A 25,104-nucleotide genomic window follows, 5' to 3' on the forward strand; every position below is an offset into this window, starting at 1 on the left:
AAAGTTATTAATATACATGTGTATTAATAAATTAGTTACTTTTCGGATACAAATATTTTTATTGATGTGATGATAGACAAACGTATAAATGACAATGATTTGTAAAAATCAGTGGATTATTGAGCAGCTGCTGACTATTTGGTGCGGTAGCTATTAGATGCTGTGGTTATTAGGTGCTGCTATGATTTGTTTTTATTAAATCATCCAGTTTTCCCCAATATCATAGGACAAGCTAAGACTGTCATATGGGGTACATTATTTAAGATAAATGCTACCTAGTTTTGCGTCAAACGTGCTTATATCGTGCAGATTTCTGAGCGTACGATAAAGCGTTTGCCTTCAGGGATTTCTAACGAAAAACTCGCACCGCGACCATTGACGACATCAATGGTCAAATCGGTATGCTGCCATAGATTGTATTGTGCGCGTCCCATATAAAATGGACAGCCAACAAGCTCACCAACCAGCACATCCTGATCGCCTACTTTAAACTCTCCTAATGGATAGCACATCGGCGAGCTACCATCACAGCAGCCACCTGACTGATGAAACATCAGCTTTCCATGCTTGGACTTTAGTAGCTCAATCAACGCCTTACACGACTCTGTTGCTGCCAGTTTCATATCGTACTCCTTCTTATGGCCCATCCATGGTTTATATAATTGCTCTCTAGTATCAGTATGCCACAGTCAAATCAAAAAGGTCGCATCATCTTCAGACACATCACAACTGGCATATGACTAAAAAGATACGACCTTCGGCTGATAATTGACAGTTGGAATAACTATGTAATAAGCTTATAACACTGTCATTTTACTATCCGTTATTGATTATAGTCGATGACGATACGACCTTCGATTTTGCCATTACGCATCCGCTCAAAAATATCATTGATGTTCTCTAACGGCTCAGCTTTGACGGTCGCTTTGACTTTGCCAGCCGCTGCCATATCTAGCGACTCTTGTAAGTCAAGACGTGTGCCAACGATAGAGCCGCGTATAGTGATACCATTGAGTACAGTATCAAAGATTGACACCGGGAAGTCGCCAGTGGGGAGCCCGTTACATACTAAAGTACCACCGCGACGTAACATGGTTAAGGCTTGATCAAAAGCTTTTGATGATACTGCAGTGACTAACACGCCATGAGCGCCACCGATTTTTTCTTGTAGCAACTCGCCTGGGTCTGTATTTTTGGCATTTACCGTCACTGTTGCCCCCAGCTTTTTGGCGAATTCAAGTTTTTCGTCATCAATATCAACAGCAGCAACATTGAGCCCCATGGCAATGGCATATTGTACAGCCATGTGACCAAGGCCGCCGATACCTGAAATAACAACCCAGTCGCCTGGCTTGGTGTCGGTCATTTTAAGTCCTTTATATACCGTGACGCCCGCACATAAAACAGGGGCAATCTCAATGGAGTCGACACTCTCAGGAATAATGCCAACATAGTCGGCATCTGCAAGGACGTATTCTGCAAAGCTACCGTTCACTGAGTAACCAGAGTTTTCTTGCTTTTTACATAAGGTTTCCCAGCCACCCAAGCAATGCGTACAGTGACCACAAGCAGAGTATAGCCATGGCACACCAACGCGGTCACCTGCTTTGAGATGAGTTACGCCGTCACCGACCGCCGTGATCACGCCAACACCTTCATGGCCTGGGATAAATGGTGGGCTTGGCTTAACAGGCCAGTCCCCCTCAACCGCATGTAAATCAGTATGACAGACGCCTGAGGCGTGCATTTTGACAACTATTTGCCCAGCACCTGCAGTTGGAATGTCGACTTCTTCGATTTTTAAGTCTTGACCGAACTCATGTAATACAGCGGCTTTCATTTTGTTAGTCATAATAAGCTCTCTTTTATGGGTGATTGATAAATGTTGATATAAAAAGTTGTTGCGATATTGCATTCAAAATATGCAAACACCGTATTTTGAACGCAAGACTGCTACAAATTTTTCCTGCTGCGCGCCTAAGCGCATGAGAGGATATAAAAATTCGTCTCAGTTTTTTATTTAGATCGTTGTAGCGAGCGGGCTATGTAACACTTGTGATAACCCGCTCCATGATTAGAAATGATGGTTTAGAAGAAGCCCATTTTTTTAGGGCTGTACGACACCAGCATGTTTTTGGTTTGCTGATAGTGGTCGAGCATCATTAAATGGTTTTCACGTCCGATACCAGATTGTTTGTAACCACCGAACGCCGAATGTGATGGATAAATATGATAGCAGTTGGTCCATACGCGGCCTGCTTGGATACCACGTCCGAAGCGATATGCCTTGTGTACACTACGTGTCCATACGCCCGCGCCTAAACCATACAAGGTGTCATTGGCAATCTGCATGGCTTCGTCATCGTCTTTAAAAGTAGTCACGGCAAGGACAGGTCCAAAGATTTCTTCTTGGAACACGCGCATGTCGTTGGTGCCCTCAAAGATAGTTGGTTTGACGTAGTAACCGTCTGTCAAGTCGCCATCGTGCTTAGCTTGCTCTCCGCCGACGAGCACTTTTGCGCCTTCTTTTTTACCGATATCAAGATAAGATAGAATTTTCTCTAATTGATCTGAGCTGGCTTGCGCGCCAATCATGGTGTCGGTATCTAATGGGTTACCCATTTTGATGGCTTCGACACGGGCGATACAGCGTTTGATGAACTCATCATAGATGCTCTCATGAACGAGTGCCCGCGATGGACAGGTGCAGATTTCACCTTGGTTCAGCGCGAACATGACTAGACCTTCGACCGCTTTGTCCAAGAAGTCATCGTCCTCATCCATAACATCGGCAAAGAAGATGTTAGGGCTTTTGCCACCAAGCTCTAACGTCACTGGAATGATGTTTTCGCTCGCGTACTGCATAATGAGGCGGCCAGTCGTGGTCTCACCTGTAAAGGCAACTTTATTGATACGAGGGTTTGACGCAAGTGGTTTACCCGCTTCGACACCAAAGCCATTGACGACGTTTAGCACGCCTTTTGGCAAGATATCAGCGATGCCGATGGTCTCTAACATGAACAGAATAGAAACTGGCGTTTGTTCGGCTGGCTTTAGAACGACACAGTTACCAGCAGCAAGGGCAGGTGCTAGCTTCCATACGGCCATTAGGATAGGAAAGTTCCAAGGAATGATTTGACCGACGACACCAAGTGGCTCATGAAAATGATAAGCCACAGTGTCTTCGTCAATCTGACTGATACCGCCTTCTTGTGCGCGAATGGCGCTGGCAAAATAACGGAAGTGATCAATGGCTAGAGGGATGTCGGCTGCGAGTGTCTCACGAACAGGCTTGCCGTTTTCGTAACATTCGGCAATCGCAATCGCTTCTAGGTTGGCTTCCATGCTGTCAGCTATTTTGAGTAACAAGTTGGCACGTTCAGTAACACTGGTCTTACCCCAAGCATCTTTGGCAGCATGTGCGGCATCTAGTGCTTTTTCAATATCGGCAGGTTTTGAGCGGGCGACTTGGCAAATAGTTTTACCATCGATGGGGCTTGTGTTATCAAAATACTCTCCATCGATAGGAGCGGTCCACTCACCATTAATAAAGTTATCGTATTTTTCGCGGAACTGAACAGGGCTACCTTCCGTATTGGGATTTGCATACAGCATGAAACACTCCTTGTTGTGTTGTTTGTTTTATCGGATAATACAAGCGCAATTTTATCTATCCTAATATCTGTTATCGCAAAACAATATCAGTTGATGTTGTGATTGATTAACATCAATTGCTCTCTGTACACGTTCCATACTACTCGGCTTCTGCTGATAATCATACTAAAATTTTATAATGACTGATGAGTTAACACATAACAGGAAGTTTGCTTTAATGGCCATGATTTTATTGCTGTAAAGCCTAGAATGCATAGGCTTGGTATTTATGATCAAAGCAGATACTTTACGGACAAAATTAAAAGATAAGCTATTGATTTTTTGCATTTATAAAAAATAAAGCATTTTTTATCTATATTATATTGACAATTGTTTATTTTATTGTCGATACCTCAAGGTTGCACAGCCCGCAAATTTTAGGTGGTTTTAGGCAAATGTTGCGTTTTTTTCCATTATGATGATGGTTTTATTATTCTCTTTTTTCACATTACTGGCTGGTTTGAATCTATGCGTCAATCTTCTGCTCTTGATATCTTAAAAACAGGTCAAAATGTCTTTTTAACGGGCTCAGCAGGCTCAGGTAAGACCTATACGCTCAATCAATACATCGATTATCTACGCGCTCGCCGGGTACCTGTTGCGGTGACGGCCAGTACCGGTATTGCCGCAACGCACATGAACGGCACGACGATACATAGCTGGTCAGGCATCGGTATCAAGGATGAGCTGTCTGATCGAGATTTGACAAATTTATCACGCAAGCAGTTCTTAGCAGACAGGTTGAAAGATACAGCGGTATTGGTTATCGATGAGATATCAATGCTACATGCCAAGCAGCTCAATTTGGTCAGCCAAGTCCTCAAGCATGTCCGCAAAAATAACAAAGCTTTTGGTGGTATACAAGTCGTTGTCGCAGGGGACTTTTTTCAGCTGCCGCCCATCGGTAGCAAGGGCGAGAGCAATCGTGAAAAGTTCGCCTTTATGTCTGAGGCGTGGCTCGATGCCAAATTTCATATTTGCTATCTGTCAGAGCAGCATCGACAGGTTAGCGAAGCGGCAAATGGCGGTTTAGACTTAGATGATATTCTCAACCAAATCCGTCGTCAGGAAGTGACCTTTGAGGCGATTGCCGCTTTAGAGAATACTTACGATCAAAGCGTCGATATCAAGCGTACTCGCCTGTACACGCACAATCTCAATGTCAATAAGATTAATGACAAGGAGCTGGCACTGTTAGACGGCGAGATGATGCGTTTTGAAGCCACAACCACGGGCGATAGTAAGCTGGTTGAAACCTTAAAAAAGACCGTACGTACTCAAGACGAGTTGGTTCTCAAGGTGGGCGCCAAGGTCATGTTTATCAAAAACAATGCCGAGCTTGGGGTGTCCAACGGGACGATGGGTGAGCTGATTGGTTTTGCTGCGGTCAAAATAGAGGATAAGGAAAGTAGTGACGCGTTAATCGAAGACGATAGCAGCGATGACATTGATGAGGAAGCTGCTGGCAAAAAAACGGCAAAAGCTAAGAAGTCCGCTGCTAAAAAAGACAAAGAAAAGCCAAAGTCGAAGAAACCAACGACCCAGAAAATGCCTGTCGTGCGGCTTAATTCAGGACGAGAAGTCATCGCTGAGCCTGAGGAGTGGATCATCGAAGATGAGACGGGTGAGGTGCTAGCAAGTTACTTACAAGTACCACTGTGTCTGGCATGGGCGATCACCATTCATAAGTCGCAAGGCATGACCCTCGATGCCGCTGAGATTGATTTATCGCGTACCTTTGAGTTGGGACAAGGTTATGTGGCCTTATCACGTCTCAAATCGCTGGCAGGATTGCAGCTACTGGGTATGAATGACATGAGCTTGCAACTTGATCCACTGGCACGCGGCGCAGACAAGCGGTTTTTGGTCCTGTCTGAAGAGGCTGATGCCAACTATGCGATGCTGGATGAAGAAAGTATGCAGCAGGCGCATGAGAAGTTTGTTTTAAAGTCAGGTGGTACGCTCAGTCAATCCGTGATTGACGCCTATGCCGCGCTGCAAAAAAAGCGCCGCGAACAGCAACAAGCGCAAATCGATAAAAAACAGAAATTAGGCAATCAAGTCTCTGACAAATCAGAGAGCACTTTGCTTGCAACCAGAGTGCTATTAGAAGAGAGCTTGACTATTGCGGAAATCTCACAAGCGCGTCAACTATCACAGTCCACCATCATGCGCCACATCGGCGAGCTAAAATCACAAGATCCAAGCCTTGCCTGCGATCATCTACGTCCAGAGGATGAGGTCATGACAGCGGTTGGCAACGCTTATGTCGCCATCAAAGTCGCCAACAATCCAAACGACTTCAATGATGATGGCAGTATCAAACTGCGTCCGATATTCGATCATCTTAAACAAAGCATCGATTACAATACCATTCGTTTGGCATTGATTTTTATCACGCCGTAATTTTTTATGACAAGATAGATTTTTACGATACTGTCGGTTTTTTGAACAACTAATATTGAACCAACTGTTAGAGCGTGTCTAAAGCGACGACGCCCATTCTTTATATCCCTTTATAGCGATATCTTTTATGCCTGATTTTTCTAGCGCCACTTATCAATTGACCTCTGACCCGATAGCGGCGACGTATCGTACCACTGGTGAGCACTCACAGCCATTGAGAGTGGCTATCAATGGTTTTGGTCGTATCGGGCGCAATGTACTGCGCGCCTTGCTAGAGCGCTTTGAAGTATTAGGACGTGCAATCCATGTAGTCGCGATTAATGACTTGGCACCAGCAGATATTTTGTTGCATTTATTAAAATTTGATAGCACGCATGGTCGCTTAAGCCGCTTGGGTGTCAGTGCTGATATTATCGAGAGCGGGGCTGATAATGAGCATAAAACTCAGCTCTGTCTCACCAAAAACACTCTGACCTATTGCATCAATATGCTCTCAGAACCCAATCCACAAAACCTACCTTGGCAGTCGCTAGGGGTCGATGTGGTACTAGAGTGCACCGGTCACTTTCGCTCGTATGAGCAAGCGATGCTGCACATCCATGCAGGCGCACAGCAGGTGATCATCGGTGCAGCGCCATTCGATGATGTGGATGCTTGTATCGTTATGGGGGTCAATACAGATGCGCTCATGCTTGATTTACCGATTATCTCCAGCGTTTCTTGTACCACGCAGGCACTGGTGCCGCTGATTGACACATTGGATAAAGCGTTCGGCGTCAAGTCCGCTATGATGACAGAGATTCATGCGGTTACCGCCGATCAGACGGTGCTCGATCAAGCGCATCGAGATCCCAGACGGGCGCGTGCTTCTGGCTACAATATTATCCCAACGACCTCGAGTAGTATTGCTGCGACGGAGCGGGTATTGCCAGCGATGGCGGGCAAAATAAATGGACATTCAATACGGGTGCCCACCATCGATGTGGCAGCGATTGATGTGACCTTTGTATTTGATACGCCAGAGGTCAGCGTTGATGCTATCCGTGACGCCCTTCAATCTGCCAGTCAGACGCATTTATGTGACATCATGGCTTATACGGATGAGCCGTTGGTCTCTAGTGATTTTATTCATCAAACTGAGTCGCTTATCATAGATGGTCAGCAGCTCATGCAAGTAGGCGAGCAGTACAAGGTTTTTGCGTGGTACGATAATGAATGGGGTTATGCCAACAGACTGCTCGATATGTGCCTGCATCTGGCCTCAAGCAAGCGATAAACCAGTGATTCAAAGGTATTTGCAAATTAATTGAATTTTTTTAGATTAGGGGCTTGCATTATAAAAGGATATCTATATAATGATGCACCAATGGAGACGTGGCAGAGCGGTTGAATGCACCGGTCTTGAAAACCGGCAAGGGTTCATAGCCCTTCGAGAGTTCGAATCTCTCCGTCTCCGCCAAATGCTAAAAAGCCCCAATCATTACTGATTGGGGCTTTTTTTTATGGTGTATTTTATAAATACTGGACGACAGGCTCTATAAACCTCATAAAAGATCAAATGATGCGCAGTCCCACTATTTAGCTAATGAATTGCCAAACTCAATGCTTTGATCATCTGTCAATACAAGTGTGCCTTCTTTAATCTCGATCGTCATATCCTTCGTGTTTTTAATGGCGCGCATGACATTGATGTCTTCAATACTACTCTCGATGATGATCTTGCCAGATTGTTCTGGCTCGATGGCTGGATCAAATTGTATGAGAGGAACATTGAAGTCTTTGCCTTGTTTCAGGTTGGCGTCTTTCATGGTTAGTGTGCCTTGAAAACTTTGTATTGCAACGTCTCCATGGTTGGATAGCATAAACTGCATTTTGACTTGGTTTAAGCTATCGCTATCACTGGTCTTAATCGGTAGGAGAGCGACAGGATACGTCTGTGCCGTCGCATTTGCTGTTTGACCTGTCACAATAGGACTTTTCTTGCCTGTTGGATTATTAGGATGCCGCCGCTCGTACTCACGCTGTTGTATGAGAGCCTGCTTGATAGTGGTGCGCGGCATGGCGCCCGATTCATACGCATCGCTAAGCTTCATGCGTAGCATATATCGACTGAGTAGCTGCTGATCGTCGGCAGGTAATTGCTCAAAAGTCTGTCCCAGTTTTTTTTGCCATTGATCAGAGTCAGTCGGTATGGTTTTTTGGTCTGGATCCGTTTGCGGCGACGAGCAACCCGGTGCTATCGCTAGCATGGCGACTGCCATAGTCAGACACAACGTTTTATAAAAATGCTGCTGTAACCCCATCATCGTACCTCTCCTTATACATTTTTATCCTCATATTGAAATTGAGGATGCACCCCAATCATTGCGACTATTTTCTTAATATACCGTGTTTGGGAACAGGTTTTGTTTAGTTATCGCTAACCACAATCGCAAACGTACGATAAGGTCAAAGAGTAAATGCGTGTCGGTATGAGGCAAAAAAGAGTTCAGAGAGCAAGGTTAATCTATAAATTGCAATCTCACCTTTATAATAGCCACAAAAAAGACCAAGCTTGCGTGAGCAGACTTGGTCTTTTTGATAAAAATAGTGACAACGTTTTAGAGTCTCAGTCAATCTCAGCCAGATCGTTATGATTAATACGACTGATGAAGGATATTATTGATCGCTGTCTTGCAATTCAGATAAAGAGTGAGAGATATTGTTGTTATGGGTCACAACGATTGCCTCATCGATGATGCGCTGGCTCACACCGCGCTTACGTAACGTCTCAATAAATACTTCGTCATGAGCGAGCGTATAATCTTGATGGTCACGATCGAGTCCTTGACGAATATAAAGACGGATAAGCCCTTGAATGCGCTTAAAACCCAATTCTGAGCTGGTTGTTTCTAATAGGGCAATCATTTCTTCAGACAACCGAATACTGATCGGGCGCATGATTTTTTGCGGATGATCAGAGAACTTATTTTTTACACGTGCAGGTATCATAATAAACCATTATTTTTAGTGAGTAGGGGTAAAACACTCAAACAAAAACGAACCCAATCAAAACTAATCTTACCATACAACAAAAATGCCAAAAAGAACACCGCTGCCATGCGAATATTATGATCAGTCAATATGAAAACGGCAACAATAAAAAAACCTTCATCAAATAGTGATGAAGGTTTTTAGTATATGGCTCTCCAACCTGGGCTCGAACCAGGGACACACGGATTAACAGTCCGTTGCTCTACCAACTGAGCTATTGGAGAATAAGCTGTCATAACTGCAAGTGTTTCAAGCTTTATAAAACAGTCATTACTTGGCTTGTTCGCGTTATGTGGGGCACATTTTAGCCAAGTCGTTAAAGGCTGTCAACCTTATTCTGAGATAAATTATAAATATTATCGCAATTATTATAAATAGGCGTTTATCCCTTATCAGATAGGACGTTTCAGCGCCTCTGCTCGTTCAATAGGGGCGTAAATAGGCCGATTTGCTCACAATGATACGTACGCTTATAAAAATAAAAGACGTTACGTAGAAGAATGCGCAAAAAGCGCACGCGAGTATTTAGATCGTAAGGCAAAGCAGGTAATAAAAACAGTTCTATCTTGAAATAAAAGCCATTACGACATGCTTTGACACAATAAAGTTGCAAGACAGCCCTTCACATTGGTAACAGAAATCTATAAAATACCGACCATGTGGTTTCTTTGCTATGTTTTATTAGCAGTTGCTTAAATAAAGGCGGTGCGCAAAAGATGAGTTCTACTACGATTGCCTACGGTTACCTAACCATTGCCATTATATGTGAGGTGGTAGGGACGACATTTTTGGTGAAATCAGAGCAGTTTACCCGTTTAGGGCCGACGCTGATGATGGGGGCGCTGTATGCGCTCTCATTTTATTTATTGGCACAGACACTCAAGGTGATACCGCTAGGCATTGCTTATGCGTTATGGGGCGGGTTGGGCATTGTGCTCACATCGCTTGCAGGCTTGGTGCTATTTAAGCAAACCCTTGATACGGCAGCAGTGGTTGGCATCGCCATGATCGTTGGCGGTGTCGTTGTAATGAATTTATTGTCTAATTCTGTGGTGCATTGATATGAGTGTAGAAATAGAAAATCCTTATAAGCGTAAAAAACAGCCAGAAGTGGTTCGCCGTGCTCTGCTCGATCAAGCAGCACGTATCACGCTTGAGCAAGGGCTATCTAAAGTGACGTTTCAGGCAGTCGCTGATGCGGCAGGCGTGACAAAGGGCGGTGTGATGCATCATTTTGCAACAAAAAATGCCCTTGTGCTTGAAGTGTTCGATGATGCAATGGCGAAATTTGAGGCAGAAGTCGAGGCCGCTATGGCAAAAGATCCTGTGAGTCATGGCGCTTTTACCCGTGCTTATATCGATGCCACCATCAGTCTGGGCGAAAAAGCGCAAGAAGAATACGACAACCAAGCCACCTTATATGTATTGATGCTAGGTGATAGTGAGCTACGTGAGCTGTGGGCCAAATGGGCTAACACGCAGTTAGAAAAACATGCCGCCACTGACGATACTGAAACCCTATGTATGGCTCGTCTAGTCGCTGATGGAATTTGGCTCTCCGACTTTTCAGGTATCAACATATCAGATAAAAAATCGCTACATGATCGATTGATAAAAATGACGCAACCTGACTTTGACAATCGTTCGGGTCAATAAATATCCGGATTGCTAACCATCCAACTTTAGAATTTTAACAATGACGACATGATTTGGTAAAACGGCGTTTTATTGCCACTTTTATCAATCCTCCCAAGGAGTATTTATGACAGATATCAACAATTTGACAGACATTATCGATTTAGAACAAGTGCAAACTGCCTATATTAATGGTCGCTACTTAGCGGTCGATGACACGCTCGCCACTTTTGAAGACATCAATCCAGCGACAGGTGAAGTGCTGGCAACCATTCAGCAAACGAGCAATGAGCAGATTGATGACGCGGTCAAAGCGGCTCATAAAGGTCAGAAAATCTGGGCGGCGATGACCACCGTTGAGCGTGGTCGTATTCTCTCAAAAGCTGTTGAGATATTACGCGCGCGCAACGATGTGCTCGCATTACTTGAGACCAAAGACACGGGCAAAGCCTACTCTGAGACAAAGTATGTCGATATCGTCACGGGTGCTGATGTGGTTGAGTACTATGCAGGACTTGCGCCCATGATTGAAGGTCGTCAGATTCCACTGCGTGACACGAGCTTTGTCTATACTCGCCGCGAGCCGCTGGGTGTGGTCGCAGGTATTGGCGCATGGAACTATCCGATTCAGATTGCGATGTGGAAAGCCGCGCCTGCATTGGCTGCTGGTAATGCAATGATCTTTAAACCATCAGAAGTCACGCCGTTGACTGCCTTAAAACTGGCAGAAATCCTGACAGAAGCGGGACTACCAGATGGTGTGTTCAATGTCGTGCAAGGCAACTACGAAGTAGGCCAAGCACTGACCAATCATCCAGATATCGCCAAGGTATCATTCACTGGTGGTGTGCCGACGGGTAAAAAGGTCATGTCGAGCGCGGCAAGCTCATCGCTAAAAGATGTGACCTTAGAGCTTGGCGGTAAGTCACCATTGATCATATTTGATGATGCTGATATCGATACCGCGGCTGATATCGCTATGATGGCGAATTTTTATAGTACCGGTCAGGTATGTACCAACGGCACGAGAGTATTTGTCCCAAAAGCGCTACAAGCCAAGTTTGAGCAAGCCATCTTAACGCGTGTTAATCGTATCAAACTGGGTGATCCAATGGACGAGAACATCAACATGGGTCCATTGGTCAGCTTCCCGCATATGGAGCGCGTACTTGGCTATATCGAGCAAGGGAAAGAGAGCGGCGCGCGTCTGCTAACGGGCGGCGCACGCGTCACAACAGACGCATTGGCTAATGGTGCTTTTGTTGAGCCGACCGTATTTACAGATTGTAGCGATGATATGACCATCGTCCGTGAGGAAATCTTTGGTCCAGTCATGTCAATATTGACTTATGAGAGCGAAGAAGAAGTCATCCGCCGCGCCAATGACACCGATTATGGCTTAGCAGCTGGAGTGGTGACGACTGATTTAAAGCGTGCGCATCGCGTCATTGCTCAGATCGAAGCGGGTATTTGCTGGTTGAACACGTGGGGTGAGTCAGCGGCACAGATGCCAGTGGGTGGCTACAAGCACTCAGGCGTTGGCCGTGAAAATGGTATCGAGGCGCTTGAGCATTATACTCAGACCAAATCTATCCAAGTAGAGTTGGGTGCGTTTGAATCGGTCTTTTAACGAGTGGTATTGAGAAAGTGAGCGCAGTTTGGGCCTGATGACGCTATGCATTTGACCTTGCTGCTACCAAGTGATTTATATTTTTCCATATTATGGAGCATGTTATGACATCAACCACCCCTGAGTACGATTATATTATTGTTGGTGCAGGGTCAGCAGGTAATGTGCTGGCCACGCGTCTGACCGAAGATGCCGATATCAACGTGTTATTACTAGAGGCAGGTCGACCTGATTATCGATTGGATTTTCGTACCCAAATGCCAGCGGCGCTTGCAATGCCGCTGCAAGGGACGACCTATAACTGGGGCTACAAAACCGATCCTGAGCCATATATGAATAACCGCGTCATGGACTGTGGTCGCGGTAAAGGGCTTGGTGGCTCATCGCTTATCAACGGTATGTGCTATATACGTGGCAATGCGCTCGATTATGATGATTGGGCAAAGATAAAAGGTTTGGAAGACTGGACGTATTTGGATTGCTTGCCGTATTTCAAAAAGTCAGAAAACCGCGATGTTGGCGAAAATGACTATCACGGCGCTGGCGGTCCTGTCGAGATGACCACCTCAAAACCAGGGGTGAATCCACTGTTCCAAGCCATGATTGAAGCTGGGGTACAAGCAGGCTATCCGCGTACTGAAGATTTGAACGGCTATCAGCAAGAAGGTTTTGGTCCGATGGATCGTTTTGTGACGCCTAATGGTCGCCGCGCATCTACGGCTCGAGGCTATCTAGATCGCGCCAAGCCGCGTGATAATATCACGATTTTGACAGGGGCGCTCACCGATGTGATCTTATTTGATGGCAAGCGTGCCGTCGGGGTCAAGGTCGAGCACGAGGGCCAGACCAAAAAGTTTTACGCATCTCGTGAAGTGGTAGTGTCGTCTGGCGCGATTGCCTCACCGCAGCTGTTGCAGCGCTCAGGTATCGGCCCTGGTCAGTGGCTAAAAGACGCTGGCGTGAAAGAAATACTAGATTTACCGGGTGTGGGCAATAACTTGCAGGATCATTTAGAGCTGTATATGCAGTACGAATGTAAGCTGCCAGTGTCGATTGCGCCTGCCAATAAGTGGTGGAATAAACCTGCCATTGGTGCGGAGTGGTTGTTCAATGGTACAGGCCTTGGGGCTTCTAATCAGTTTGAAGGGGGCGGCTTTATCCGCACGGATGAGGCATTCACTCACCCAAATATCCAGTATCATTTCTTACCGCTTGCCGTGCGTTACGATGGTCGTAGTGCCAGTGATTCGCACAGTTTTCAAGCCCATGTCGGTTCATTGCGTTCGCCAAGTCGTGGTCGCGTCAAGCTGACCTCAAAAGACCCCAGTGCGCATCCAAGTATTTTATTTAACTATATGTCACATGAGCAAGATTGGCAGGAGTTCCGCGCGGCGATGCGTATCACGCGCGAGATTATGCATCAACCTGCGCTGGACCCTTATCGCGGTGCTGCCATCTCACCCACCGAAGACTTGGTGACCGATCAGCAGCTAGATGACTATGTGCGCGAGCATGGCGAGACGGCTTACCATCCCTCATGTACCTGTGCGATGGGCGAAGATAATGATTCGGTCGTCAATGGTCAAGGGCTGGTACATGGTATTGATGGCTTGCGAGTCGTCGATGCCTCTATCATGCCAAATATCATTAGTGGTAATCTCAACGCCACCACCATCATGCTGGCCGAAAAAATCGTTGATAAAATGAAAGGCGTACAATTGCCGCGCTCTACGGCAGATTATTATGTGGCCAATGGAGCGCCGCTACGCGCTGAGCCAATGCGCGATTATCTCTCAACGGTGTAAATGACAAGTCAGCATAAAATATGCTGCTAAACAAAGAACGATATCAGATAACTCCAAAATAATGGCCTTTCAACGTAAAGGCCTTTTTTATCAGCGTCAATATATGAGCGCAATGTATGTCATATATTGACGCTATTTATCATTTTATTCGCTTTTATTCATTGGTACTGCTTTGTGCGTCATGCGGTTAAGTATACGTTATGCGGTCAAAAGTCATAATACTATGCCGGACAAAGCAATATCGGACACTGTTTAATTTACCTATTTGAGGTCTTTTATGTACAGTTCGCCATCAAAAGATGTGACGAAACCGTTGAGCCTAAACAAAACTGTGTTTTTAGGTTCAGCCATTATTTCTATTTTATTGATCATCTGGACGATTGTTTTTCCAGATTATAGTGAGACCTTACTTGGTGCAAGTATGGCGTGGGTATCAGACAAGTTTGGCTGGTATTACATGCTAGTGGTTGCCGCTTATAGTATTTTTGCTTTGTTTGTCGGTTTTTCTAAATATGGCGATATTAAGCTGGGTCAAGACCACGAAAAAGCGCAGTTTCCGTTTTTAGCGTGGGCGGCCATGCTGTTTTCAGCGGGTATCGGTATTGATCTGCTATTTTTTGGGGCATCAGAGCCATTGATGCATTATTTAACGCCGCATACTGGCCTAGAGCCTGCAAGTGCTGAGGCCATGCGTCAAGCACTTGCTCAGACTTTTTTACATTGGGGTCTACATGGCTGGGGTATTTATGCGCTGATTGGTATGGCACTGGCTTACTTCGCTTACCGCAAAAACATGCCACTTGCGCTACGCTCACCGCTCACACCGATATTTGGTGAACGCTTGATCAAAGGCTGGCTAGGTGATGGGATTGATACCTTTGGTGTCGTGTGTACGTTGATGGGTATTGCGACCAGTTTGGGTATTGGGGTGCTACAAGCCAATGCTGGCTTGACCCATGTGTTTGGTATTGAATCTAGCAAGATGGTGCAGGCGCTGATCATTGTTGGTGTGGTCGCCGCCGCCGCTGTCTCTGCGATGACAGGTGTCGAAAAAGGCGTACGTCGTCTGTCTGAATTCAATATGCTGTCGTCAATATTGCTATTGCTTGCCATCCTCGTGATGGGTAATACGGTCTATTTATTAAACACCTTTACCCAAAATATTGGTCAATATTTCCAAACCATTATTTATAAAACCTTTGATGTTTATGCTTATGATGGTACGGCTGGTGCCGACTGGAAATCAGGTTGGACGATATTTTTCTGGGCATGGTGGGTCGCTTGGGCACCGTTTGTTGGTCTGTTTATCGCGCGTATCAGCCGTGGCCGCACGCTACGTGAGTTTGTCTTTGGCGTGATGTTCATTCCATTGGGCTTTATTTTTGCATGGTTCTCTATCTTTGGTAACACTGCGATAGATCTGGTCGCCAATGGCGCAACGGCGCTTGGTGAGACTGCTGTCAATGATGCCGCCATGGGCATGTTTGCGCTATTTGAATACTTCCCTTATAGCGAAGTGCTGTCATTTGCAGGTGTAATCATCGGTCTGGTATTCTTTGTGACTTCTGCTGACTCAGGCGCGTTGGTACTTGCCAATCTGAGCTCAAAAGGCATGACAAATGATACGGATGCACCCGTTTGGTTGCGTTTGTTTTGGGCAGCGGCAACGGGTCTTATCACACTAGGATTATTGTTTGCGGGCGGTTTTGCCTCATTACAATCGGTCTCTGTGATTGCAGGTTTGCCATTCTCTCTGATTCTGGTGCTCTACATGATGTCCATGTGGAAGTCACTGAAAGAAGAAGGCAATAAGCGCAAAGCCAGCACGATTGGTACCGCCAATGTGCTCGACAGCGGTAAAGGCTGGAGAGCACGTTTGCAGCGTATTGTGAGCTTCCCAGGACATGCGCAGGTCGAAAAGTTCTTAAAAACGGTGGTGATGCCAGCGATGACTGAGGTCGAAAAAGAGTTCAAAGCAGGCGGTCTCAAAACCTCTTTAGATGCGCATAATCTTGCCAGTATCGGTGAAGATATCGATGCAGGCATGGGCCAAGACAGTGGTCAGGTCGACGGTCTAAAACTGCGCGTCGGTCATGGTGATGAAGATGACTTTGTTTATGAAGTTAACTTGATCAAAGCTGAACGTCCTAACTTTACATTGAATACATCAAACAAGCAGGCAGAGCATTATTATCGTGCTGAGGTGTTCTTAAGTGAAGGCTCGCAAGAGTATGACTTGGTCGGTTATACCAAAGAGCAGGTATTGGTCGATATCTTAAATCAGTACGAGCGTCATTTGCAGTATCTGCATCTAGAGCGTTAATGGCCTAGACTATCGCGCTATATCGCGCTATCAATCTATATGTACGATAGCCGATAAGTGGCCGTCTTTATAAGAAACTTTTATAAGCAATGACCCCATAAGTTGACTGCCGCTTATGGGGTTTTTTTGTGGCAAATAAGGTAAATGGGAAGTCGAACAAGCTAGAGATAACATATAGCCAATATAAGGTAAAATCCATCAAACAAGCGGACAGCTTTTAACACATAGACAAAGGATATCGTTGTGAGCAGATTAAAATACATAGCGCATTACTCAGAGCAGATTCAAACGCAAGCGGCGCAAATGATAAGTGACGGTCGGATGGGTGAGTATTTGGATAAAAAATATCCCACCCAGCACCAAGTGCAAAGTGATAAGGCCCTTTATCACTATGTCAATGAGATAAAAAACCAATACATGCGCAAGATTGGCCCGCTATCAAGCGTCAGCTATAGCAGTAAGTTAAAGGTACTAAAGCATGCGCTAGGTATCCATACTACCCAGTCTCGCGTGCAAGGCAGCAAGCTTAAATCCCATAACAGTATCACGGTTGCCAGTCTATTCAAAGACGCACCGCCAGAGTTTTTACGGATGATAGTGGTACATGAGCTGGCGCATTTTAAAGAACATGATCATAACAAGGCGTTTTATCAACTGTGTTGTCATATGGAACCTGAGTATCATCAGCTCGAATTAGATATGCGTTTATGGTTGCACTGGCAAGAGCAATGATTGGACAGCAATATAAAGTCAAAACATCTCTTTGCCACCGTCTGAAAACGCTCAACGTTATCGCTAACCGTGCTAAGCTTGCCTGTACTAAAAATTTAACTGCCAAATCATAAATTGAGACACAATTTTTTTGTTATCTCACGAAAAATAGAGAAAAAAATGATCAATACTAAAATATATAAAGCCATTTAAACCTTAGCCGAAGAGCTGCTAGAGGCTGACCGTCGCGGCGACCAAGCAAAATTTGATGCGCTTTATGCAGAATTAAACGCCATTTGTACCGACAATGAAAACACCGATAAAGACCATCCCGAGCAGTGGGAGACACTTGCTGATTTCACAGAAGATTTGGATGAGGCTTTGGTGATCTATGATAAGGCACTGGTCAAAGCCACAGCGATCAACTCAAAAGATCACATGGCCTCAATCGCTTTTTCTATGGCGGTGCTACAGCTTGAGACGGGTCAGAATGAAGCGGCTATCCAACATCTACAAAATGCCAAAGTTGCAGCCAACAAAATCGAAGACAAAGAATTTAAGGTTGAGATAGATGAGCTGCTTGCGAAACTGGTGACTGAATGATCGACCTTGTCCAATAGGATAATGGATGAATGACTTACTCAATAAAAATACTCACAAAAACACGTGGCTAGTGCCTGTTGCTTGCCTATTAGCAGGGGGTGCGCTTACTGGTATCTCGACCAACTTGGCAAAATATGCTGTCAATATCGGTCTAACACCACTCGCGTTTTTGTTTTGGTCGATCACTGGCGCGGCCATTATTTTACTAATCGTTGCTCTTATCAAACAAGAGATACCGCCTATTAGTGCTCGTAGTATCGAGTATTATTTTGTCGCCGCCTTTGTTAGCGTGGCGGCTGCCAATTTACTGCTCTTTTCGGCCATTCCTCATGTTGGGGCAGGGTTTGTTGCTCTAATTATATCTTTACCCCCACTGCTAACGTATCTTGGCGCACTGATGCTACGTATGGAGCGTTTTTATCTCATTCGTGCGCTTGGCGTAGTGGCGGCGCTTCTTGGCGCAGGGGTGTTGGCTATTCATAAGCTTTCTGCACCAGAGTCTAGTGTCTTCTGGATCTTAGTCGCACTGTGTGGCCCAGTGCTACTCGCCATTGGCAATATCTATCGGACGTTACGCTGGCCTGATAATGCCTCCTCTAGTGCGCTTGCACCCGGTATGTTGGTGGCGGCAGCATTGCTGCTAGGTTTGTTTAGTGCGCTCTCTGATTTTTCTGTCGCGATACCTTTGGATGCTTGGTTGCCGCTAGGATTGATAGCCGTACAAGCGTGGGTGTTTGCTGGTCAGTTTTTCTTATTATTTCTTTTGCAAAAAACAGGTGGGCCTGTATTGCTCAGTTTACTAGGGGCGGTTGGGGCTGTCGTTGGTGTACCGATTGCGATATTTTTGCAGGGAGAGCGTCCACCTGAGGGTTTATTTTTGGGAGCATCTTTGATAGCTGTTGGTGTGATACTGGTGACATGGGGCGGTGTAAAAATGGCGACCATAATAACAAAAGAAGAATGAGAGACAGCTTAGCAAGTGGGGGCTTAGCAAGTGGGAAAAAGGAGTCAGTACGTCAGTCAGTATTGTATGATATTGCAAGTATTTGATATCTCATCTGAATGACTCTTAGGATCTATATTGATTCAATAATTGGTTACGATTCTCTCAAATCAGTTTTTGTGAATAGGGCAAAAAAGGAGTATAAGTATCGTGGTTATCGTTGTCATGGGTTCAAGCTATGAATGCAGCCGCACGTTATCGATTATTGAATAATGTTACGATTCTGATTAGTGTCATCGGGGTAGCTATTGCCTTGTTGGATAGTGGCTTTACGTTGCCCATTTGGCTCCAACAAGTGTTTCATATTTTTTACTTGGTCGTTATTTTGCTCAGCTTTGTGGTGACGGTTGGCCGTTATCTCTACACAAACAAACCGCGAACGCTCAATAAAGTTGCTATTTTTGATGCTTTTACCAGTATCGCGATTGTCATTTTACTTACCGCGCATTTCACTGATTTGGTGCGTTCTGGATTGGACGCCGCCGTTGATGGTTTTGTCGCGATAAAAATCGCCGTGTTTGTCACCTTTATCCGTGAACTCTCTGATCATAATTTCAATCTCAATCGCACCTTTTTGCATCCTGCACAGTTTTTTATTTTAAGTTTCTTAGCCGTTGTGCTGGTTGGTGCTTTGCTCCTAATGATGCCCAATGCGACAACGCAGCCGCTGTCCTTTATTGATGCGCTCTTTACCGCGACTAGTGCCGTTTGTGTGACTGGGCTTATTGTGGTGGATACGGCAACCTATTTTACGACGTTTGGCCAAGTCATTATTATGGGACTGATACAAATCGGCGGCCTAGGTATTTTGACGTTCGTGACCTATTTTAGTTACTTCTTTAAGGGCGGCGTCAGCTACGAGACGCAAGCGAGTATTAGCGAGATGTCTTATATGCGCGGCATGGGTAATGTGGTGTCGACACTTAAGTCTATTTTATATGTGACATTCGCCGTTGAGGCGGTGGCGGCGGCACTCATTTATATCAGCATTTATGATATGCCTGATATGAACTGGTCTGAGCAATTGTTTTTTTCGGTCTTTCATGCGATATCCGCTTTTTGTAATGCTGGGTTTTCTACCTTTAGTGCTGGCATGTATGACGATTCGCTACGTTTTAATTATCCATTGCAGCTTATCATTGCGATGACCTTTATCTTTGGCGGTATGGGCTTCACCATTGTGGTCAATGTGCTGCGGTATTTGCGTCATCGCGCTGAGCGACTGATATATCGCAATGACCGGCACCATATTTATCAGCCTTGGTTGCTGAATATCAACAGCCGTATTACCTTGATTACGACTGGGGCGTTATTGTTGACTGGTCTGGTTGGGGTGATGGTATTTGAATACAACAATGTACTCGCCGACCATACCAGCTTTTTTGACAAGCTTATCACAGGGTTTTTTACGGCTGCCACGCCGCGAACCGCAGGATTCAATGTCATTGATATGGGTGAGCTGACTTTTCCAACGGTCATGCTGACGATATTTTTGATGTGGATTGGGGCGTCGCCCAACTCAACAGGTGGTGGTATCAAGACCAGTACCTTTGCGATTGCGCTATTAAATACACTGAGTCTAGCACGCGGACAAACAAAGATAGAAGTCTTCAAGCGTCAGATTGCGGATATTTCAGTCCGCCGCGCGTTCTCTATTATGTGGTTGTCATTATTGGTCATCGGTACGGGTGTGACGCTGATTAGTTATGATCAGCCAGAGCTTGATTTGATCAAAGTGGTATTTGAATGTTTCTCAGCTTATAGCACGGTTGGGCTAAGTTTAAACCTGACAGCAGACTTATCGGATTTTAGTAAAGTCGTGGTTTCGGTCATCATGTTTGTTGGACGGGTCAGTATGCTGACGATATTTATTGCGCTACTCAAAAACATGCGCCAACGCAATTATCGCTATCCGACTGAGGAAATCACGATTAACTAATTTGTGATAAACAGACAGTTTTATGTGCAAAAACAGGGAAACATAGAGTAAAAGACACTAAAAAAGGTCATTAAGGTTATGAAATACATCATCGTAGGGTTGGGGAATTTTGGTGCGTCACTGGGAGCAGCATTGACCCGCCAAGGTCACGAAGTGATTGCCATTGACAGCAGCATGCAACGAGTAGAAGCCTATAAGGAGGTCATCTCTCATACGCTCTGTATGGATGCCACGGATGAGTATACCGTGAGCGGATTGCCGATTGTCGATACCGATACCGTCATTGTTGCTATTGGGGAGGATCAAGGCGCCAACGTGATGGCAACGGCGCTGTTTAAAACCCTAAAAGCAAAACGTTTGATCAGCCGTAGCATCAATCCGCTGCATAAAAAAGTTTTGCAGGCCATTGGTGTCGATGACATTATTTACCCTGAAAAAGAAGCAGCCAATCGCTGGGCCAAACGACTGTCACTAAGCCATTTTGTTGATTCGTTTGAGTTAAGCGATAACTTTAGTATGGTAGAAATCAAGATTCCAAATGTGTTGATCGGCAAGACGGTTGAGGAGCTGCGATTGGAGCAAAAATTCAATATCCGATTGCTTAGTACCTTGCGCTATGAGTATTATGAAGACAGCTTTGGTCGTACCCAGACCAAACCTAGCGTGCAAGGTCTGGCCACGCCTGAACAAATATTGCAAGACCGTGATGTATTGGTCATTTATGGCGCAAACAAACACATCAACCAGTTTTTGCGTAGTGTGGGTGTGAAAATCAAATAACGGCGTGCAATCGCAGTGACATGAAAAGAGACAGAGGAAGTTTATGAATAAGCGTAGTATATCCGTTCTATTGTTCGCTGTTATCGTGTTGCTGTCAGGCTGTGATCCGTCTGCGCAAGATCCAAACGTCACCTTGTCCGAGAATCAACAAGATCCGATTGAAGCGTTAGAGGTGACCTCCGATGTAGATCGCAGTCAGTTCAGCTATAAAGAAACCTTTTATGTACCGATTTACTCTGATATCTATACCGATAGAGACAATCGCAAAGTACTACTGTCAGCGACGCTGAGTGTGCGCAATACCACGCTGAAAAAATCACTGTATATTAATAAAATTGATTATTATGATACGGATGGGGCACTGGTAAAGTCGTATCTAAGCAAACCCATCGAGCTATCAGCGATGGCCACGCTCAACTACATCGTCGAAAAAGAAGAAGATAAAGGCGGGTCGGGTGCTAACTTTATTATTGAAGTTGAAGGGGCAGATGAGACCGTCAAACCAGTGATTGAGGCAGTCATGGTTGGGAATTTTAGTAATAAAGGATTTGCCTTTAGTACAGAAGGTACGCCAGTAATACATTAAAGGAATGTATTCAGTGAAGTAATAAATAACAAGGAAAGTTTAATTTAATTCAATTCAAGGAAGCGTTATGTCTGCAACCAAAGAAGAAATCAGCGCCTTTATGGCGTTAGAGTTTCCACAAACCAAATGTATCGTCGAAGCAGTCAGTGAAAATGGTGCGACTTTATCACACGAGATTGGCATCGATGAGCTACGTCCTGGTGGCACAGTGTCAGGACCTGTCATGATGGCCGTCGCTGACGTCGCCATCTATGTTGCGATACTCGGGAAAATCGGTATCGTGCCATTGACAGTAACGACGAGTCTAACTATCAATTTTTTGCGTAAACCATCAGCAGATGCACGTATTATCGCTGAATGCACCTTACTCAAAGTAGGGCGAGCCTTAATAGTGGGCGAGGTATCTCTATATTCAGAAGGCTCAGACGATGTCGTGGCTCATGTCGTCGGCACCTATTCTGTACCGCCCAAGCGTATCTAAAACGCTATGCAAGCGCTTGGGTACGTTATAAGATAGCGAGCGTCTTCTACTCGCTCGGGTCTGACCCTGGTGGAAAGTCATGGCGTAATTGCGCCACATTAGCAGTCGTAACCGTGTCAGTGAAATTGTTCAAATCACTATGCACGTATTGGGTGACAGCGCCTATTTGCTCATCATTCATCATGCTATGGAACGATGGTATCCCGCGCAGGCCATTGATTATTACGCTAATAATATAGTACTTCAATTGCATTTTACTGTTGTTGGCCAGCGGTGGATAGTAGCCAGCGCCTTATGCACCGTCACCTTTTTGCATATGGCAACCTGCACAAGAGTCGTCATAGAGTTTTTTGAGTCCTGCGCGGTTTTCGGTAGAAGGCACATTGATGACATTCCATGCCAGCATTAAGCTACGGATATTCAACGGGAAAGGGAGGTGTGTGGTTTTTTTCAGGGGGTTTGTCTACGATAGGTACGGTCTGAAAATAAGCAAATAATACACTGACATCGTCATCTGTCAGGCCATGATAGGACGGGTAAGGCATCGCAGGATAGATCTGATGATTTGGCGCACGACCTTTGCGTAAGGCTTTTTTTAAATCGGCCTCAGTATAGTTGCCAATACCATAGCGCGTCGATAGTGTGATATTGGTCGAGTAGATATTGCCAATCGGCGTATCAATCGGCACGCCGCCACTATAGTCTTCACGGTGGCAGGCCATACAGTCGGCGGTACGCGCCGCGGTTGGCAAGCGCACTATTGACTGGGCTGACATTTGGTAGGGTTATTCTGTTAGGCAAAGTGTCTATTGGCAGGCTGACTGTATCTGCTATCGCAGCGGTAGAGAGTACGCCGAAACCAATTGTCGTGGTTAAGCAAAACAACAGCGCTGGCATAACGGCAGAAAGTGGTTTCATAACGTCCTTATAGTGCTGATAAATCATCCCTAATCCCTCATCCCAATATGCCTGCAATTCGCCAGTCGTGCCTAGCAAAATAACGCAACGTGATAACTATCATTCTAAGTGCTTGAGGTTTCAGTGCCAAGCAAGCTAGTGGCTGTGTCGGCATGTTTTTTACTGGCGCTTTTGGCTTTTGCCTTTATCGAATCTTTAAAGAATAACTTCGCAAGCGCACACGCTATCGTCAGTGATAGCAGCATCGAGACTAAAGTATGACTAAAAAAATGATCGCCAAATAGCATCTTATACAGCCCCATGCTCCAGCCTAAGAGCGTGACTATTTTTAGTATTTGATAACGGTGCTTTTTGAGTGTTGGCAAAAAAGCCAATCCATATAAGGAGAATCCTGCGCTGGCGTGAGCCGCTGGGAAGCATCTGGCGGGCGTAGCTGCTACGATGTTTTGCCACAGATTGAGATAAGGCAACTCACCGCCAAAAATTACCAAGTCATTCGGGCAGCTCACATGGGTGACGCCTTTTAATGTGGCAATGGTAGCCGGTACAATCGCTAATACCAGCAGTAGATAGCCGATCTCCCGAATTGGTAACGGAAGCAGAAATTTATCGAATTTACGGCGATGCTGTGAGGCAAGGTCGGGCAAAGGCTGTCTATATTTTATAATTAACACTGCTATGATGTAGACCGCCAGTAGGATCAGTAGGGCTTTGGGCAAATCATAAAAGATAAACGCATAAGGCTGCGCGCCTTTTTCTAGTAGCCAGTGTCCATGGCTATAAAAAAGCTCACTGATGCGTATGTCTAACTGACTATGTTCAAACACCAACGTAGCGAGGATGGTCAAACACAGTAATTTTAGCCAGTCCCAAGCCATTGAGTGGTTTTCTAAAGTCATGAATACCTCTGGCAATGTATAGTAAGTAAGAACGTATAATAAATAGGATAGCTTCTAGCGTGATTATTGATCAGTGCCTGTAATAGATGTCTTTATAAAAAGACAGACAACGCCATGAGCCATAAAATTGTTAATAGACATAACGACACGAACTGCGCCGCCGAGCCAACATCTTTTGCGATTTTTGCGAGTGGATGCTTGGCGGTTGATGTGTGATCGACGCAAGCTTCGATACCCGTGTTAATCAGCTCAACAATTAAAGATAAAAAAGACGCGAGCACTAGCATCATTTTTATACCAAGCGTAAAAGGCATCATAATGACAGCGGCAAGCAGGACAACATTGAGCCACACGACTTGTCGAAAAGCCGCCTCAAATTTGTATGCTGCCTTAAATCCGTCCATTGAATAGCCAGCAGCTTTTATAATTCGGTAAAAGCCCGTTTTACCTTTTGCGCTTTCTGCAAAGCTATCAGGCGTGAGCGCACTGTGATGTGCTGCCTGCTTGATAGAGCAATGCTCGGCTGACTCGTCTTCAAGATTAATAGGAGTAATTTTATTCATATAGAATTCTTAATGATCTATTAATATCAAGATGCGCTTTCGGTTTTGCGTGACCAAAAAAACAGTCAAGCAAAGTCGATATAGCCTAAGTATAAGACGAGCGAGATTAAGAAAACGTTAAGAGCGTAAGCAGGA

The 25,104-nt window shown here is 45.1% G+C and carries 23 protein-coding genes, 2 tRNA genes and 1 pseudogene; 15 read left to right on the plus strand and 11 right to left on the minus strand.

Translation table 11 applies throughout. From position 1 onward, the window contains the following. Positions 1–296: 296 nt before the first annotated feature. From AC58CZ_RS01790 to exaC, 3 genes are all read right to left on the minus strand, one after another. Positions 297–623, minus strand: coding sequence for a DUF779 domain-containing protein (locus tag AC58CZ_RS01790; protein ID WP_494223507.1), 327 nt, complete (start codon positions 621–623; stop codon positions 297–299). A 200-nt stretch (positions 624–823) separates the two neighbouring features. Next, positions 824–1,852, minus strand: coding sequence for an alcohol dehydrogenase AdhP (gene adhP, locus AC58CZ_RS01795; RefSeq protein ID WP_494223506.1), 1,029 nt, complete (start codon positions 1,850–1,852; stop codon positions 824–826). 236 nt (positions 1,853–2,088) lie between these two features. Next, a complete protein-coding gene (gene exaC / locus AC58CZ_RS01800; protein WP_075107498.1) occupies positions 2,089–3,615 on the minus strand; it encodes an acetaldehyde dehydrogenase ExaC in 1,527 nt (508 codons plus the stop codon). Positions 3,616–4,122: 507 nt separating this feature from the next. Here exaC and AC58CZ_RS01805 point away from each other — a divergent pair. The 3 genes from AC58CZ_RS01805 to AC58CZ_RS01815 all read left to right on the plus strand — a co-directional run bounded on the left by AC58CZ_RS01805 (position 4,123) and on the right by AC58CZ_RS01815 (position 7,519). Continuing rightward, positions 4,123–6,060, plus strand: a complete 1,938-nt coding sequence (locus AC58CZ_RS01805; RefSeq protein ID WP_494223505.1) for an AAA family ATPase — start codon at positions 4,123–4,125, stop codon at positions 6,058–6,060. 127 nt (positions 6,061–6,187) lie between these two features. Continuing rightward, entirely contained in the window at positions 6,188–7,336 is a 1,149-nt protein-coding gene (locus tag AC58CZ_RS01810) for a glyceraldehyde 3-phosphate dehydrogenase NAD-binding domain-containing protein (RefSeq protein ID WP_494223504.1), read from the plus strand. Between the two features lie 92 nt (positions 7,337–7,428). After that, positions 7,429–7,519, plus strand: a tRNA-Ser gene (locus AC58CZ_RS01815). A gap of 115 nt (positions 7,520–7,634) precedes the next feature. On the opposite strand, the gene AC58CZ_RS01820 is transcribed toward AC58CZ_RS01815, so the two are convergent. The 3 genes from AC58CZ_RS01820 to AC58CZ_RS01830 all read right to left on the minus strand — a co-directional run bounded on the left by AC58CZ_RS01820 (position 7,635) and on the right by AC58CZ_RS01830 (position 9,317). After that, positions 7,635–8,366, minus strand: coding sequence for a hypothetical protein (locus tag AC58CZ_RS01820; RefSeq protein WP_494223503.1), 732 nt, complete (start codon positions 8,364–8,366; stop codon positions 7,635–7,637). 352 nt (positions 8,367–8,718) lie between these two features. Next, positions 8,719–9,051, minus strand: a complete 333-nt coding sequence (locus AC58CZ_RS01825) for a CopG family transcriptional regulator (protein ID WP_071002054.1) — start codon at positions 9,049–9,051, stop codon at positions 8,719–8,721. A 190-nt stretch (positions 9,052–9,241) separates the two neighbouring features. Further along, positions 9,242–9,317: transfer RNA gene (locus tag AC58CZ_RS01830), tRNA-Asn, on the minus strand. A 492-nt stretch (positions 9,318–9,809) separates the two neighbouring features. Here AC58CZ_RS01830 and AC58CZ_RS01835 point away from each other — a divergent pair. The 12 genes from AC58CZ_RS01835 to AC58CZ_RS01890 all read left to right on the plus strand — a co-directional run bounded on the left by AC58CZ_RS01835 (position 9,810) and on the right by AC58CZ_RS01890 (position 22,589). Continuing rightward, the gene (locus AC58CZ_RS01835) at positions 9,810–10,154 is read left to right on the plus strand and encodes a DMT family transporter (protein WP_075107501.1); all 345 of its coding nucleotides are present in this window, start codon (positions 9,810–9,812) and stop codon (positions 10,152–10,154) included. A gap of 1 nt (position 10,155) precedes the next feature. Beyond that, positions 10,156–10,749: a TetR/AcrR family transcriptional regulator gene (locus AC58CZ_RS01840; RefSeq protein WP_058023770.1), complete on the plus strand. Its 594-nt coding sequence runs from the start codon at positions 10,156–10,158 to the stop codon at positions 10,747–10,749. Positions 10,750–10,855: 106 nt separating this feature from the next. After that, complete coding sequence (betB, locus tag AC58CZ_RS01845) at positions 10,856–12,358, plus strand: betaine-aldehyde dehydrogenase (protein ID WP_494223502.1); 1,503 nt, start codon at positions 10,856–10,858, stop codon at positions 12,356–12,358. Between the two features lie 104 nt (positions 12,359–12,462). After that, positions 12,463–14,163, plus strand: coding sequence for a choline dehydrogenase (betA, locus tag AC58CZ_RS01850; RefSeq protein ID WP_494223501.1), 1,701 nt, complete (start codon positions 12,463–12,465; stop codon positions 14,161–14,163). A 277-nt stretch (positions 14,164–14,440) separates the two neighbouring features. Beyond that, positions 14,441–16,486: a choline BCCT transporter BetT gene (gene betT, locus AC58CZ_RS01855; protein ID WP_494223500.1), complete on the plus strand. Its 2,046-nt coding sequence runs from the start codon at positions 14,441–14,443 to the stop codon at positions 16,484–16,486. 243 nt (positions 16,487–16,729) lie between these two features. Further along, positions 16,730–17,218, plus strand: a complete 489-nt coding sequence (locus AC58CZ_RS01860; protein WP_058023766.1) for a M48 family metallopeptidase — start codon at positions 16,730–16,732, stop codon at positions 17,216–17,218. Between the two features lie 207 nt (positions 17,219–17,425). After that, positions 17,426–17,800 carry a tetratricopeptide repeat protein gene (locus tag AC58CZ_RS01865; RefSeq protein ID WP_494223741.1) on the plus strand — a complete coding sequence of 125 codons (375 nt, stop codon included), beginning with the start codon at positions 17,426–17,428 and terminating at the stop codon, positions 17,798–17,800. 25 nt (positions 17,801–17,825) lie between these two features. Further along, positions 17,826–18,764, plus strand: coding sequence for an EamA family transporter (locus AC58CZ_RS01870; protein WP_494223499.1), 939 nt, complete (start codon positions 17,826–17,828; stop codon positions 18,762–18,764). A gap of 217 nt (positions 18,765–18,981) precedes the next feature. Then, the gene (locus AC58CZ_RS01875; protein ID WP_494223498.1) at positions 18,982–20,742 is read left to right on the plus strand and encodes a potassium transporter TrkG; all 1,761 of its coding nucleotides are present in this window, start codon (positions 18,982–18,984) and stop codon (positions 20,740–20,742) included. 78 nt (positions 20,743–20,820) lie between these two features. Continuing rightward, entirely contained in the window at positions 20,821–21,522 is a 702-nt protein-coding gene (locus tag AC58CZ_RS01880) for an NAD-binding protein (protein ID WP_427644028.1), read from the plus strand. Between the two features lie 43 nt (positions 21,523–21,565). Next, complete coding sequence (locus tag AC58CZ_RS01885; protein WP_494223497.1) at positions 21,566–22,108, plus strand: DUF3124 domain-containing protein; 543 nt, start codon at positions 21,566–21,568, stop codon at positions 22,106–22,108. Positions 22,109–22,175: 67 nt separating this feature from the next. After that, positions 22,176–22,589, plus strand: a complete 414-nt coding sequence (locus AC58CZ_RS01890) for a PaaI family thioesterase (RefSeq protein WP_058023760.1) — start codon at positions 22,176–22,178, stop codon at positions 22,587–22,589. Between the two features lie 46 nt (positions 22,590–22,635). On the opposite strand, the pseudogene AC58CZ_RS01895 reads toward AC58CZ_RS01890, so the two are convergent. From AC58CZ_RS01895 to AC58CZ_RS01915, 5 genes and pseudogenes are all read right to left on the minus strand, one after another. Beyond that, positions 22,636–22,941: pseudogene (locus AC58CZ_RS01895) on the minus strand (c-type cytochrome); the annotation flags it as partial. A 58-nt stretch (positions 22,942–22,999) separates the two neighbouring features. Next, positions 23,000–23,365, minus strand: a complete 366-nt coding sequence (locus AC58CZ_RS01900) for a c-type cytochrome (protein WP_494223496.1) — start codon at positions 23,363–23,365, stop codon at positions 23,000–23,002. Further along, positions 23,295–23,507, minus strand: coding sequence for a hypothetical protein (locus AC58CZ_RS01905; RefSeq protein WP_494223495.1), 213 nt, complete (start codon positions 23,505–23,507; stop codon positions 23,295–23,297). The genes AC58CZ_RS01900 and AC58CZ_RS01905 overlap by 71 nt, the downstream gene beginning before the upstream one ends. A 104-nt stretch (positions 23,508–23,611) precedes the next feature. Beyond that, entirely contained in the window at positions 23,612–24,406 is a 795-nt protein-coding gene (locus tag AC58CZ_RS01910) for a PAP2 family lipid A phosphatase (RefSeq protein WP_494223494.1), read from the minus strand. 92 nt (positions 24,407–24,498) lie between these two features. Beyond that, on the minus strand, positions 24,499–24,969 hold the full coding sequence (locus AC58CZ_RS01915; protein WP_083328856.1) for a diacylglycerol kinase: 471 nt from the start codon (positions 24,967–24,969) through the stop codon (positions 24,499–24,501). Positions 24,970–25,104 lie beyond the last annotated feature (135 nt).

The sequence above is a fragment of the Psychrobacter sp. CR212 genome (genome assembly GCF_059693765.1).